Source organism: Peribacillus asahii (assembly GCF_003570725.1).
GTDB lineage: Bacteria > Bacillota > Bacilli > Bacillales > DSM-1321 > Peribacillus > Peribacillus asahii.
Genome location: NZ_QWVS01000048.1, coordinates 1 through 14,221, shown reverse-complemented (window position 1 = coordinate 14,221; position 14,221 = coordinate 1). Strand labels below are relative to the sequence as shown.

The 14,221-nt window shown below is 35.3% G+C and carries 13 protein-coding genes and 2 pseudogenes; 8 read left to right on the top strand and 7 right to left on the bottom strand.

Annotation, left to right across the window (positions count from 1 at the left end; all coding sequences use genetic code 11):
* Positions 1–574: 574 nt before the first annotated feature.
* Positions 575–1,098: pseudogene (locus D1953_RS18175) on the bottom strand (GerAB/ArcD/ProY family transporter).
* Positions 1,099–1,762: 664 nt separating this feature from the next.
* Here D1953_RS18175 and D1953_RS18170 point away from each other — a divergent pair.
* The gene (locus tag D1953_RS18170; RefSeq protein WP_119118572.1) at positions 1,763–3,487 is read left to right on the top strand and encodes an ATP-binding protein; all 1,725 of its coding nucleotides are present in this window, start codon (positions 1,763–1,765) and stop codon (positions 3,485–3,487) included.
* 820 nt (positions 3,488–4,307) lie between these two features.
* Here D1953_RS18170 and D1953_RS18160 read toward each other — a convergent pair.
* Positions 4,308–4,496 (bottom strand): hypothetical protein, encoded by a 189-nt coding sequence (locus D1953_RS18160; protein WP_119118570.1) that lies wholly within the window; start codon positions 4,494–4,496, stop codon positions 4,308–4,310.
* A gap of 391 nt (positions 4,497–4,887) precedes the next feature.
* Between D1953_RS18160 and D1953_RS18155 the strand changes: the two genes are divergently transcribed.
* Entirely contained in the window at positions 4,888–5,358 is a 471-nt protein-coding gene (locus D1953_RS18155) for a YbaK/EbsC family protein (RefSeq protein ID WP_119118569.1), read from the top strand.
* Positions 5,359–6,458: 1,100 nt separating this feature from the next.
* Here D1953_RS18155 and D1953_RS18150 read toward each other — a convergent pair.
* A complete protein-coding gene (locus D1953_RS18150) occupies positions 6,459–7,277 on the bottom strand; it encodes a CPBP family intramembrane glutamic endopeptidase (protein WP_119118568.1) in 819 nt (272 codons plus the stop codon).
* Between the two features lie 183 nt (positions 7,278–7,460).
* On the opposite strand from D1953_RS18150, the gene D1953_RS18145 reads away from it, so the two are divergent.
* From D1953_RS18145 to D1953_RS18130, 4 genes are read left to right on the top strand one after another with little or no spacing between them, the layout of a single operon-like run.
* Positions 7,461–8,309 carry a sensor histidine kinase gene (locus D1953_RS18145; RefSeq protein WP_119118567.1) on the top strand — a complete coding sequence of 283 codons (849 nt, stop codon included), beginning with the start codon at positions 7,461–7,463 and terminating at the stop codon, positions 8,307–8,309.
* On the top strand, positions 8,287–8,598 hold the full coding sequence (locus D1953_RS18140; RefSeq protein WP_142920461.1) for a sensor histidine kinase: 312 nt from the start codon (positions 8,287–8,289) through the stop codon (positions 8,596–8,598). The genes D1953_RS18145 and D1953_RS18140 overlap by 23 nt, the downstream gene beginning before the upstream one ends.
* 8 nt (positions 8,599–8,606) lie before the next feature.
* Complete coding sequence (locus D1953_RS18135; protein ID WP_182480675.1) at positions 8,607–9,236, top strand: response regulator; 630 nt, start codon at positions 8,607–8,609, stop codon at positions 9,234–9,236.
* 2 nt (positions 9,237–9,238) lie between these two features.
* The gene (locus D1953_RS18130) at positions 9,239–9,772 is read left to right on the top strand and encodes a cysteine hydrolase family protein (protein ID WP_182480673.1); all 534 of its coding nucleotides are present in this window, start codon (positions 9,239–9,241) and stop codon (positions 9,770–9,772) included.
* 304 nt (positions 9,773–10,076) lie between these two features.
* Here the strand turns inward: D1953_RS18130 and tnpC are convergent.
* From tnpC to D1953_RS18110, 4 genes and pseudogenes are all read right to left on the bottom strand, one after another.
* A pseudogene (gene tnpC / locus D1953_RS22240) lies at positions 10,077–11,669 on the bottom strand (IS66 family transposase).
* A 97-nt stretch (positions 11,670–11,766) separates the two neighbouring features.
* On the bottom strand, positions 11,767–12,120 hold the full coding sequence (gene tnpB, locus D1953_RS18120; protein WP_245980249.1) for an IS66 family insertion sequence element accessory protein TnpB: 354 nt from the start codon (positions 12,118–12,120) through the stop codon (positions 11,767–11,769).
* Entirely contained in the window at positions 12,117–12,311 is a 195-nt protein-coding gene (locus tag D1953_RS18115; RefSeq protein ID WP_119118562.1) for a hypothetical protein, read from the bottom strand. The genes tnpB and D1953_RS18115 overlap by 4 nt, the downstream gene beginning before the upstream one ends.
* A gap of 171 nt (positions 12,312–12,482) precedes the next feature.
* Positions 12,483–13,079 (bottom strand): Tle-like phospholipase domain-containing protein, encoded by a 597-nt coding sequence (locus tag D1953_RS18110; protein ID WP_119118561.1) that lies wholly within the window; start codon positions 13,077–13,079, stop codon positions 12,483–12,485.
* 290 nt (positions 13,080–13,369) lie between these two features.
* On the opposite strand from D1953_RS18110, the gene D1953_RS18105 reads away from it, so the two are divergent.
* On the top strand, positions 13,370–13,555 hold the full coding sequence (locus D1953_RS18105) for a hypothetical protein (RefSeq protein WP_119118560.1): 186 nt from the start codon (positions 13,370–13,372) through the stop codon (positions 13,553–13,555).
* Positions 13,556–13,763: 208 nt separating this feature from the next.
* On the top strand, positions 13,764–14,183 hold the full coding sequence (locus D1953_RS18100; protein ID WP_119118559.1) for a DUF3888 domain-containing protein: 420 nt from the start codon (positions 13,764–13,766) through the stop codon (positions 14,181–14,183).
* Positions 14,184–14,221 lie beyond the last annotated feature (38 nt).

Below are 14,221 nucleotides of genomic sequence, written 5' to 3'. Positions count from 1 at the left end.
GCTTTTTCTCACGACTCGTTGATTGTGTTTGCTTTTGGTCCAATAGCAAACAGAACAAACTAGCTCAAATTGTTTTTAAATCAGTTTGTTTTATTCCTTCATATAATAGCTTCTATCTACGTAATTGGTTACGTCCTATAAATATTATTCCTTAGTGGGTGGCTTTCTTTGACATGATTATTTTTAATGAAAATATATCGTAACCAAAGTGCTATAGGAATAGATAAGGCAATAAAATAACTTGCATCTAAAAAGGTATCATTTGTCGCTAGACTAACTGAATGTTGATAATCAAAGCTAACCGAGTAAAAGGCTGAACGACTGGAAAAATGGTGCTATAGATTGCGATGCATAAAGAAGCAACAGTTTGACGGAACCAGCTATTGATGGACGAAGCATCACCAGTCATTAAAGAAATTTGGATATCTATGCAACAGTTCAGGTAATTTGGGTCCTTTTACGTTTTCTTTTCCTAACAACAGCAATCACGAACAAAAACAAAGGGATAATCGTTTGTATCAATAGTGCGAATGGAGGGAAGGTCCCGACAAGAAAATGTTGCAATCCCATTTCACTAGGAATTGACCAAAAACTGAATGCTACAATCAGGATTCCTAAAGGCCATACAATGGGGCGATAGTCCGAAAGATTTAGCCACAATAATCAGGAAGAGGAGTGGAACTATAAAAACAGGTGAAAATAATTGAGCAACCCTCCCCAATACTTCTAAACCTCCGTGTACCACTAAGGCACAGAGGAATGCCATCGATACCATCATGATCACGCTAATCGGAGTAGTGACTAGAAAAGCGTTAACAACAAATTCTGCGTACTGTCTTATGATAAGTCCTGCGCCCTGGATATAAAAAGCAAGAATAGAATACTAATAATTTTTCCTGCGTACCGACCCATGATGTGTTCACTGAATTGGATAACCGTTTGTTTTGGATACAATATTTGCAGTTTATAAGCAATATACACCGTCACATATCCGATAAGAGACGCCAAAATGTGTGACAGCCATAAATCATTTTTGGTATATTGCGCCGTAATGCTTGGAACCCCAAGAATAGCAGTAGCCACAATTGTAGGAAACATCATGATGGCCATCTGTAGAGATGAAATTTTGCCTTTCTCCATTATCTTTTCCTTCCATTGATTGTTAATTACTTTCTTCAAAGATTAATGTAACCCAAGAGTGTGGAGACTATCCCCTGTAATACCCAAGGTTCGTACAGCTCTTTAAGAGGTTGCTGCTCTTTATTTCTAGTTTTCAGTAAGGTAGACCCTTTTGTTGAACAAAGTTAAAAAAGTATACTATACATTTGTGACTTTAAGAGATAAATTGCACACTTTTTAAACGTTATTTTGCATTCCGCTCTGAAAAGGGACTAAAAAAATGTAATGAGTCCACTATAAACTAACAGTATTACTACAAAATCAGAGTATCCCACATCACACCTCCAAATTTTTATTGTCTAATCTACACTCCTTAGCAATTTTCATCTATTTTAACATGAATATCCCTAGTTTTCTTTAAAGGGATTGTTCAATAATCTGGCCTGATTGTGGAATTATAACAATTGAGATATCTGCCTCAGTTGAGAGCCTTTTTTATAAAAGCTCTATTGTTCGATTGTACTTTTATACTATTATATAAATATTAACGAATAATTATGGTTTTGAATCAATGAAAATAAGATAAAAATTAGAAACTCCCACTAAACAAAAATGATATATCCACAAGAAGGTTGTGATTCGTTTGAACACGCATGTTAAAAAAAGGTATACTTTGATAATACTATTAGTTGTAGTGATAACCATTGCCGTAACCATCTCAGCTTTCTCACTTTATGGCTACATTAAAGATGTAGTTATCAATGAAATTGGAAAAAATGCGGCTAATACCTCGATGACGATTGCAGAATTTATTGAACAGGATTTAGATTCATACAAAAAATTATATGATACTAAGGAATACAAAGAAGGGACCTATAATAAGGTTTACTATGATAAAATGCAAAAGCTTTTTAATAAGTTAATTAAACAAACAGGCGCTAAGTATATTTATACAGAAAAACGAGTATCTGATGATGAAATTGTTTATATTTTAGACGGAAAAGGTCAGGTATTAGGTGTAAAAGAAAAAATGTCCAAGTTAAAAATAAAAACATACAATAATGAAGCTCCTATGTACAGTGAAATCATCTCTGATGAAATATGGGGTCCCATTATTTCTGGTTTCACCCCAATAAAAGACAACAAAACAGGTGAAGTCTATGGATTTATAGGGGTTGATTTTTCCTTACAATATATACAAAATATCCTCTTCAAAGTAAAACAAGTGATTACATTGGTCAGCTTACTAGTTATTTTCCTTTCTTCTATCATAGCTTACATCATTTTTCAAAGAGTAATTGATAGAGAGTATATGGAAAGCCAACAGAAATACAAATCTCTAGCTGACAATACTCCTGACTATCTATATATTTTAGATAAAAAAGGTCATTTTATTGAATCAAATCCCCAATTTGAGACCATTACTGGGTATAGCCAATCTGATTTAATCAATAAAGAACCTTCTAATCTAATACTAGAGGAATATCATAGAATAATTGATAACGGAATTGAACAAACTCGTAAAGGTTTAACGACTAGGAATGATATTCAGATAAAAAAGAAGGATGGAACCATCCTTGATGTTCATACAACATTATTTCCTATGAGCATCAACGGAAAGGTTATGGGTACTTTTATATATGGTCGAGATGTTACTAAAATAAAAGAAACGGAAAAAATGTTACTCAAGGCAGAAAAACTATCAGTTATAGGCGAGTTGGCCGCTGGTATTGCACATGAAATTCGAAATCCATTAACGTCTATACGAGGACTTATCCAATTATTACATTCCGGCGACCAGATCCATTCCACTTATTATCAGGTGATATTAGAGGAAGTTGATCGAATCAATCAAATTGTTGGTGAACTTCTAGTACTGGCCAAACCAACAAAATCACAGTTAGTCAAAGGGAATATTGAAGAAGTCATGCAGTCCGTTATCACTTTATTAACACCTCAATCCAACCTGAATGGTATAGATATGTTTATCAAAGCGTTGGACCCTATTCCAGAAATAGATTGTGAACCCAACAGTTTAAAACAGGTATTCCTTAATATGATTAAAAATTCTATTGAAGCTGAAGCGAAAAAGATCGAAATTAAACTAAGTAAAACCAAAGATGATTTCGTAAAAGTTATGATAAAAGATGATGGATGTGGAATCGATGAAGAAAGAATCAAACATCTTGGAGAACCTTTTTATTCGATGAAAGAAAAAGGAACAGGACTGGGGTTAACTGTCAGTTATAAAATTTTGGCGGACCACCACGCAACGATTCGCTATTTCAGTCAGTTGGGTCAGGGAACAGAGATAGAAATTTGTTTGCCAATTCATGCGGACCTTAAAAACATTCATAAAGCAACTTAAGAGATTATTCATTCATCTACAGAAAATAGAGCGTTATTGCCCTCTTTTCCTGTAAGTGTTATTCTCTTCCAAACTTTAACCTAGATACCTAAGTGTTGTTAAACAATATGTCCCTATAGCTAAGGAAGGCGCAATTCATTCCAAGAATTGCGCCTTTTTGTTGTGGAAATGAAAAAGACTGACTTTTTACAGTCAATCTTTAAAAAGAATTGTCTTATGTCTCTTATACATATTGATAGTTGTCTATCTTTAATTTATTACACGCAAATGTAAGATTTTTCAAGTATTCTATTCGAAGTTTTTCATGACATATAAAGTCGTATAAAATTTCATCTTCTAATTTTGAGTATACTAGTGAGATTTCATCTTCCTTTGTCCATCTTCCCATTTGATTAACCGATAAATAACGTAGCACCTCTTGTTCAAAATATTCGACAGTACCAAACAAAACAGTCAATTTAAATACTCAACCTTTCATAAGTAAATTTTAAAGCCAGGATTGAACATAAGCCTTGTGAAAACAGTAATACATTAACTGACTTATACACTTAAATTTTCGAAAGGTTCTACTTATTTGTGGGGGTATCGCCATCCTTCATCATATGTATAAATCATACATTCTTCAAGAACGAAGTGCTTTAATTCAAGAACAGGACTGTTTATTGACAGTCTTGTTTTATGACTCTTGAGTGTCAAAGCTCAATAGTTATGCGGCTTCTTTTTTGTGAAAAGAGTTGAAATAGCGCAAAGTAAGCCCTAGCTTAATCAGCGAGGGCTTGTTCAAAAAACTATAAAAAATCATAGAGCTTCATGGTTACGATTAAGACTCGTTACTCTCTTCTTCAATGGCACGAAGGATTTCTAGGATTAACCCGATTGCGAAGTGGAGAAGGACTTGGCTGTCTACGCCTCTCCTTGCTAACTCTTCAATGACTTGTACCAGTTCTTGGCCGAGATCCCCTGCTTGCTTAACTAGTCGTTGTTGTTGTCTCTTTCTACTCTGCCCCAATTATATCCCACCTTCTATGGAATTATGATGGCTGACTTGTCCACCTTCTGTATACTATGTATTTTGTAAGAGAACGGTGATAGATTGGACCGTCTTTGTGCTGTAAATAATCTCATAAGTTTAACGAGGTACAGCTCTTTTTACCGATTTTCCGAACGAGAAAGCCCATTACGGTGTGAGTCACACCCCCTTTAGGGATGGGATGAGAGTGAGAAAGAACCCCGTGGCTTTAGTCATTGGAGTGGTCAGATTATTATCGATTTTTAGAAAAGTACTAAATCTAGTCTGTAGAAAAGATCCTATTCCCTAGTGCCGTAACGTTGCATAAAGGTAAAATATCTTGAATGATGTATAATGTACTTAAAGATTTATATTTCATGGAGGAATCATCATGGCAATTGAAAAAGTAAGAGACTATTTTGAGAAGTGGGACATGGCGGATCAAATCCTTGAATTTGATGTTTCTAGTGCAACGGTTGAATTGGCTGCAGAGGCAGTAGGGTGTGAACCTGGAAGAATAGCTAAAACTTTGTCCTTTATGGTAGATGAGAAACCTATTTTAGTTGTAGCGGCAGGTGATACTAAGATTGACAATGCAAAATACAAGGCACAATTTTCAGTAAAGGCAAAAATGCTTACAGCTGATCAGGTCATTGATTTGATAGGACATGCAGTTGGTGGTGTTTGTCCTTTTGGTATTCATGATGGTGTTGCAGTTTATCTTGATGAGTCCTTAAAACGATTCGAAACTGTATTCCCAGCTTGCGGAAGCAGCAATAGTGCAATTGAATTGACGATTGAAGAACTTGAGAAATATTCAAATTATTCTTCATGGGTTGACGTTTGCAAAGGATGGCAATAATGTTTTGAACATAATGATACATTTGATTAATGGTTTTTCTACCTTTCCCCTTAAATAATGGACATATTAAATTAAGAGATAATTACCATTATAAAAATATAATTTTGATAATTACAATCTTATAATTTTAGATGAAACTCAACGAATAAGTGTAATGGCAATTTGTACATATATGATAATCAAATATAAAAAGTAAAAGATAAAATTGCTTTTTTACTTCTTGAAGTAACGGGGGCAATCGTTAAAGATGAAGATTGCTGTGACGGTCTTTTTTTGTTGTTGAACTAATTAAGGAGTTTACTTGAAGAAGAAAAACGAATAATGCGTATTTGACACTAAACTTGTGATGCAAAGGGAGTGGAAGTATGGCTACTTATTTTCATTATCAAGTTAAAGGTAAAACAGTATCAAGGAGATTGCCTATTAACAACAATAAAGTACCGAAAATAAAATATTTGAGAAAGAAGAGGTTTTGATTTTTACTACATTGATTGTAAACAATGGTTAAAGTGGTGCAAAATAGGAAAAGGAACTTTAACAAATGGTAAGAACATATGTACAAAATGTATTACTGAATATATAAAGAAAAGGTAATTACTGTATTGTCCAAATAAAATCGCTTCTGGAAAAAATGCACAAGAAAAAAGTTGTAGTAAGTAACTACAACGAGTAAATAACAAGAATATCTATTAGTTTTTAAATTTGTGAGGGTGTTGTAATTCTGAGTTTATCGTGCCTTTGTTGATGATTACGATAACATTTCTTTTGGCAAGAGCAACTAAAGCAATCACAGAGATGGCAGCAATTAAGTAATATTCTCTTTTGATCAAATATTCCAACTCCCTTTTCGATAAATTTAGTAATAACATATCAAATGTTTAGAAATTTAGCCAATCACTTAAGGTGTAATTAGAATTATTGCCAATCGAATTTGATTTATAAATAGAATTCTTTCACTTTTAACCTAGCATTTTCTCTAATTTGCTCACCGTTTCTATTTGTATGTCTAAATCAGTATGAAAGTAGATATCTAACGTAATGCCGACATTTGCATGACCGAGACGTTCACATTTATGCTAGATTCATTAATATTAGTTTCTTCAAACATCAATACTAGTCTTAACCTGAAAGCGATCTTTCTTGAATTGGTGAACAAACCAGTAGATGAAAAGTCCCCCTAAAACGAAACCCAACACTCCCTCACCGTTAAATAAAACGATATTTCCATTCATCATTCCGTGTTTGTTCGTATAAATATTACCTAGAACATTTGTATTGATGACATTCCAGACAGAATGGAGGAATAAGACCGGGATGATGTTCTCCGATAAATAATAGCAGTAGGAAAATGGGAAGGAAATTGCAAACACACATCCTGCCTGTATCAAGCAAAGTAACATTGGATTCCTTATTCCAGTTGTACTGGCTAGGAAAAAAACGGCGGGAACATGGTATAATGCCCAAATGATTCCGAGAATGACAGTAGCTTTTGTTTTCCCCCATTGCTCCGTAAACTTAGGAAGCAGATAACCTCTCCAGCCATATTCCTCTCCTAGAACAGTAAAGAGATTGAGAAGAATTGTGATCAATATTGTGAAAAGCATTTTAGAATCCGGCAATTTGTCAGCATTCAAAGTACCAATCCCTAATATTTGTGTAATGGCAGCGCAAAGTAGAATGAAGACAAAGGGATATAAAATGCCGAACAGCAATGCTTTTGCATTCATTTTCTTTTTAAAGCCATTGAATTCCTTCCCACCGAGAATATTAAAGATAATAGCGATAGATGCTGGAATAAACATAATCATTGGAAATACTTTTAGGCCAATACTGGGCTGAATAAATAGAGCGGCTGTGATGCTCCATGTGAGTATAAGAACTGTTAATGCGTAAGATAATCCGTTATTTTTTCGAACCATTAAGGGTCACTCCTTTTGTGAAATCCTAATGGTTACATGGTAAGGTTTTATCGGTATCGTTAAAAGAAACTAAAGTTATCAGATGCATATGACTTTAGTTATCATTTTTCGATTACTTTGGGTATCTATTCTGTTTATTAGCAGAATAGTATAATGCTATTAAAAACGCTGGATGTGATTTGATTGACTATACATAAGCCGCCCATACTCATTATGATTTTTAGAATTATCCTGATTGTAACGACTTCCATTGATATCATTTTACGCCCCCAATTAGCCATTCTGTTGAAGGCTGCTTTCATTTTCGGAATCATCCTTCTTCATATGAATGACCATTTCAGAAATCGTTATCAATTATTTGAAAGTAATCGTATGCTTTATTATATATCTATGGTGGCAAGTATCGTTGGAACGGGTCTATATTTGATTCAATTCGATAGCCTGCCGCTTAACTTTTATTTTGTTTTTCCAATTGTAGAGATTTTCCTCTATCGCCCTTGGATTCAAATCGGACTGCTTATCTTCCATGTTTTCGTATTCGTAACGGTTATGTTTGTCCTTAAGGAGGGAGTTCAGCAGGCATTGTTCCCGTACCTTGCCATGCTGCTGCTAATCTATCTGTTTCGAAGCAGCAGCCGGGAGAAAGAAAAGGGAAATCTGCTTAATGCTGAATTAATGGAGGCTAATATCAAATTAAAGGAAATTACCATTGTAAAAGAAAGGACGAGAATTGCCCAGGAACTCCATGATTCCATTGGCCATGCATTGATTGCTTTGAAAATGCATCTGGAATTTGCCGAGAATATGATCGACACGAACCCAAAGAAGTCAAAAGAAGTGTTAGGGAAAGCTCTCGGAATTTCGCAGGCTTCCATTACAGACCTTCGCAAGGCAGTTGATGTGTTAAAAGATGATCAGGCCTGGAAAAGGATTAAACTGCGAGACTCACTTAATGATTTAATCGAAAGTCTGCAAATGACTGGTGGAGTGAGATTTGGATTATTCTTTGATGAACACTGCCGAGAATACTAGCCAAGATGTTCAAAAGGGGATATATGAAACGGTGAGGGAGGCCATAACCAATGGTATAAAGCATGGACATGCACGAGACTTTCATATAGATATTTCTGTACATGACAATAAGCTGCTCGTGAAAGTCAAAGACAATGGTGAAGGGTGTGCTGATATTAAAAAATCCCACGGTCTGCGAGGAATGGAAGATCGAATTCATTCACTAAACGGAAAAATCCAGTTCGTATCGTCCAAGGGTAATGGTTTTGCTGTAGAAGCGGAGATTCCATTTGAAACTAGCGTGGAGTGATGAAAATGATTGATATTATTATTGTTGATGATCAAGTAATTGTAAGAGATGGATTAAAAATGCTATTAAGTTTAAATGAAGAAATTCGGGTCATCGGTGAGGCTGCAAATGGTGAGGAAGTCCTTAGCCTGCTTTCAATTAAAGTTCCGGATGTTATATTAATGGACATAAGAATGCCAATTATGAATGGCATTGAGGCAACGAAGGTGATTAAGGCTCAATATCCAAATGTAAAAGTCATTATTTTAACTACATTTAATGAAGATGAGTATATTTTCAATGGACTGAAGAATGGTGCCGATGGTTTTATTTTAAAAGAGATTATTCAATCTATCAAAGCAGCGTATGAGGGTACACTTATGCTTCATTCACAAGTGACAAGTAAGCTAATCAATGTCCTTCAGAACGTTTCGGAATATTCTTCTCCCTCTGCCATGAAAAAGAAAGATTTATCAAAGCTGCTGACACCAAGAGAAATTGAAGTCGTTGAACAAATCATGCAAGGAAAAAGCAATAAAGCCATTAGCACCGCATTATTTTTGACAGAAGGCACAGTAAAAAATTATGTATCTCGTATACTTGATAAATTAGAACTGAAAAGCCGTTCTGAATTAATTATTTTTCTTAAGGGGGAATGATTATGAGGGAGAAAAAATCTGCATTACTTGTTATTGATATGCAATTGGGGCCAATTTGGAACACTTATAAGAAAGAGGAAGTATTCAAAGTTATTCAGCAAATGATTTCTAAAGCTGAAGCTAAAGGTGTCAGCATCTTTTATATTCAATATGAAGATCCAGAAAATGAAATGCTAAAAAAAGGTTCACCATTTTGGCAATTTGCACCTGGTATAACACCTCGAGAAGAAGATGTTATTATACAGAAGTACGCTGCTGATTCATTTTACGAAACAAACTTAGATGAAGAATTGCAGAAACGGGAAATTACTGATATTACAGTGGTTGGGGTCCGGACTGAATACTGCGTAGATACAACTTGTCGGAGAGCGTTGTCACTAGGCTATCAAGTCACTCTTATAGCAGATGGTCATACGACAGTAGACGATGTTTTCCCTGCTAAACAAATCATTGAGCATCATAATACAAACTTAAGTAAAATGAGTACTCCAGATTGTAAAATTGTAGTCATCCCTTGCAGTGAACATGCTTTTTAAATAGACGCTTTTCGTATAGTTTGTTGCTTTTAATAAAAAAGAATTAAATTTAAAATGCAATAATTGAAGATTAATAAAAAAGGCTCGGTTCCATTGATATTGGAATCGAGCCTAAATAATTAAACCCACCAACCCATGTGTTGCCACATACACTCTGCACACGTGGAGTGCTGTTCACTACTCGAATTAAAACAATAATTAATGATGTAACGTAAGCCCGAATTATAAAAATTAAGCGTACCTTTTCGGTACGCATCACAAATAGCCGTATATCTTTAATTTTTTTATCAGATATACGGCTAGATTATTTTCCACATGTTGCTTGGATATGTTTTGACCAAGGCATATATTGATTTAAAATTTCCGGGTTTCGATGCATATCTAGATTTGGTATATCCGTCAGTAACTTTACAAGATACTGATAGACATCCACTCCATTCGCTTTTGCCGTCTCTGCGATACTTAAACAGATGGCGTTTGCTTTTGCGCCAGCTTCACTTACGGAAAAGAGCCAGTTTTTTCGACCAATCACATTTGGACGAATGGCATTTTCGGCTGGATTATTATCTATTTCGATACGGCCATCCTTCAAGAATGCTTTTAGTCCATTCGCTCGATTGAGCGTGTATTCAGCTGCTTTTACGAGCGCATTTTTCCCGAAGAATGGTGATGTTTCAACCCAGTCTAAAAACTTTTCAACGATTGGTTTCGAGTGTTTTTTCCGTTTTTTTCTTCGCTTACTCGGAGACAGGTGCTTGAATTGTCTTTCTAATCGATATAAATCATCACAATATTTCACACCCATTTGCCCATTCTTGCTGTTTGCTTTCATCCAATAACGACGAACATGTGCCCAACAATTTGCGAAGGTCACTTTTTCAATGTTGTCATAGGCGGAATAGCCATCGCAAACAATCGTTCCAGAATAATCTTCAATGAAGCTTTCAAGAACAGACCGAGCACGTGATAATGAACTTTGAAACAGGACAATCGTTGGACCTTGACTGGGCACACTTCGATACACCCAATTATACGCATTGGATTGACCCGATTTTCCATCGGATTGGTTGATAATTTGTGCATACGTTTCATCGACATGTAAAATTGATTTAGCCATCATCAAACGCTTCATTTGTTGGTAAATAGGCCATAGCTAATCATGTGATGCACGAATAACCCAATTCGAAAGGTTCTTATCATTTGTATTTAGGCCAAAACGTTCCCATTCCTTTACCTGACGGTAAAGGGGTAAGTATTGTAAAAATTTATCATACATCACTTTGGCAAGTACGCTAGGACTTGCGATGCTACGGTGAATAGGAGGCTGTGGTACTTTTCCACGTTTAATGTGCGCTTTTTGGAATGCATCACCTTTACAGTTTTTACATTCATAAGCATGTTCAATATGTTGCACTTTCATCATCTTGGCAGGAATAAATTTGGCCTCTTCACGGACAAGCGTGCCACCCATCTCAACCATTTGATGTTGACAACAGTCACATATTATATTTTCTGGGTGATGATGAATAGCCTCTACCTCCACATCATCACGCAATGAATCATTTCGTTTTTTCTTATGAATGTTTCGTACAACAGTATAAGAAATCGTCTGTTGGCTTTGTTCTTCTGTGTGCTCAGATTCGCTAAAAGACGGGTCATCATCAAATAATGACACTTGCCCATCGGGCGTATTGTATTTGGTTTTTTCTGTTTTAGAGCCGTATAAGAGCTTGGTTAAGTGTTGAAGTTGTTGCGTTAACGATTCAATCTGTTTCAATGATTGATCCAACTTTTTCGATAACTCTTTATTTTGTTGATTCGTATGAGTTAATTGCTCTTCAAGCAATCGAATTAATTTCTCAGATTGATTTTCATTTTTAGAAGAAACGTTCGCCACATCATTCACCACTTTTCGTTCGTCGTTTGGTTTCGTTCTTTCTATTATAATCAGTTCGAACAGTGAAAGAAAGGTGAAAATAACGACTTGAACGAATTTAGAACGCGCCTTTTGACGATGATTGAATAGCTTTTGGCTGCTGAATAGATAACCCTTCAAGGAGCCAGCGGAGCTCCTGTTGTGAAAGATTGCGTACTTCATTTTCATCTTTTGGCCATTGAAGTTTGCCATTATCCAAACGCTTATAAAGCATGGCGAAGCCATCACCATCAAAATATAAACATTTATAGCGGTCTTTACTCCATCCTGAAAATAAAAAAATGGAATCGCCATAAGGGTCAAGTTCGAAAGAATCTTGAATCAGTGTTGCCAAGCCATCAATTCCTTTTCTCATGTCTGTTTTACCGCAAATGATATAAATATTTTTCACACTTGTATAATCGTGTTTCACCAATCTTTCAACTCCCTCATGACTGTTTGGATGATGTGCTCATCTACGCCGTTAAAGAAGGAAATCTCAGTGTTGCCGGCTTTGATCGTGCAAGTAGGATTAGAGGAGACCACTGCTGTTTTTGATGTGGAAGGATTTTCGTTTTCGGTATGTAATTTAACGGGAACGATGGTAAGTTTTTGTTGCGGCATACGAAAGCACCTCCTTTAAGTGATACGTTTATAGTACCGGAGGTGCTGCTCTATTTATATGCGTTGTTTGATTACGGGCTTACGATGTAACAGTGAGTAAAGAGCCTTCCAATTCGGAAAGGCCCTTAGTTTTTAAATAGAAAAAATAAGGCATACTTGGACCATTGATTCTTAACCATTCTTTTTATTGTTCGTAATCGGGCTTACTACTAATCTAGATACTGGCTTATCATAATCATCTGCATTTTCTACGTCAAATCTAGAACCAACGTAATCTGTAGAACCAACATGTCTCTCATGCTCTCCGAACCATCCTGCACCAACAGAATCTTGAGGGTGGACATAGTTGACTATCTTGTTGTCAAATTCGCCTTTAACCACTTTATCCTTAACATCTTGAGGTAGAATGTCTACAACTGGAGGTGCGCTGTATGTGACAGCTTCAAGATTCTCCATTGCTCCTGCGTATCCTGCCAATGCACCCCCGAGTGAGTGACCAGTAAGAGTAATGTTTGACTTTGGATATTTCTTCTTTACTTCCTGTACTAATTTAACACTATCTTTAAATTGATTAGGGAACAGGTCGATTCTTTCCTTGTCTTTTTGAACAATATATCTAATATCTGCGACTAAATCCTTAAATCCTCTTCCTGCTATATCGTCTCCCTCAGTTCCACGATAGGCTATTACAATATCATTATCTTTTTTAAATACAGTAGCATCAAATCCAGTTCCTTTACGAGATGGTTTATCAATTTTACATCCCAATTCTCATTACCACCTTTATATGGAACACTTATTGACTTCTTCACCTCTTTATATGACCTGTCACTCATGTAGTAATATGTGTAGTCCTTTATAGTCACTTGAACACCTCTTAAATATTGTAGTATACTATTATTTTATAAAATTTTCCAAAAAGGGGAAAGTTGTTTTGAAAATACGGAAGTTGGTGTTAATATTGTGTGCCTCATTTATGTTGACTGCATGTAATGGAGAAGATAAGGATGTTGTTGTGAAAAAAGCAACTGAGGAAGCTATAAGCTTATGCTAAAGAGATGGAAGATAAAGAGTTCATTCCAAATGGTGAGTATGAGTTTACATCTGCCATTGGTGGAGGAAGTATTGATATAGAAGGATATTATAAAGACAATCCATCAGAAGGTGCCTCAGTAACTATATTTTATAACTATGAAAAAGGCGAGTATAGGGGTGGAGGTTTTGCATACGGAGATGTAGTATAGACTAGAGAATTTAAATAGGGGAAAGTCATAATGGCTCTCCTTTTATTTATAGGTTTTATAACTTTGTTGGTTTCACTTTTTACGTCTATAATCCGTTAGCCATGCTTCAATAGCGCAGGATCGCTTTTTCTTATTGAGGTAACGGGAGAATAGTTTAATAAGGTTTTGAGGAAAATATCCTTTGAAATAATATCAAAGGGGCTTGAAGATGAAAAAAGTCGGAGTAATTTTCATTAGTTTATTTATAAGTGTATATCTCAATGGTCACCTTGTTTTCGCTGAACAAAATTTTCTGGAAAAATTCCCGCAACCATATGTAACTACTCAAGATGTTTTGTTTACATTACTTTCTCCTAGAATAGATAATTTTGTAAAAAATAATTATAATGAAACAGAAAAAAATTGGGATATTATCAAAGTTAAAAGTGTCAAATGTAATACTAAAAAATTGGAAACTTGGTATGAAATTGATTTTTTAATTCAAGTTTTTGAAGAACCTACAACAGATAGCTATCATTATGATTCCATAAAAATAAAAGTAGGGATTAATGATAGAGAAGGAAAAGCAGATAATAAAATTGAGTTAGTGAACTATAAAAAGAATTTAAGTAACATCTTCTTGAACTAACGGGTAGGTGCGACAAGTTCTGTTATAAGCACATTCCT

Bases quoted from the DNA above. Each gene is read 5' to 3' on its own strand.
- D1953_RS18155 (WP_119118569.1), top strand. From the start codon at position 4,888: ATGGCAATTGAAAAAGTAAGAGACTATTTTGAGAAGTGGGACATGGCG.
- D1953_RS18150 (WP_119118568.1), bottom strand. From the start codon at position 7,277: ATGGTTCGAAAAAATAACGGATTATCTTACGCATTAACAGTTCTTATA.
- D1953_RS18140 (WP_142920461.1), top strand. From the start codon at position 8,287: ATGAACACTGCCGAGAATACTAGCCAAGATGTTCAAAAGGGGATATAT.
- D1953_RS18130 (WP_182480673.1), top strand. From the start codon at position 9,239: ATGAGGGAGAAAAAATCTGCATTACTTGTTATTGATATGCAATTGGGG.
- D1953_RS18115 (WP_119118562.1), bottom strand. From the start codon at position 12,311: ATGCCGCAACAAAAACTTACCATCGTTCCCGTTAAATTACATACCGAA.
- D1953_RS18105 (WP_119118560.1), top strand. From the start codon at position 13,370: ATGGAAGATAAAGAGTTCATTCCAAATGGTGAGTATGAGTTTACATCT.
- D1953_RS18100 (WP_119118559.1), top strand. From the start codon at position 13,764: ATGAAAAAAGTCGGAGTAATTTTCATTAGTTTATTTATAAGTGTATAT.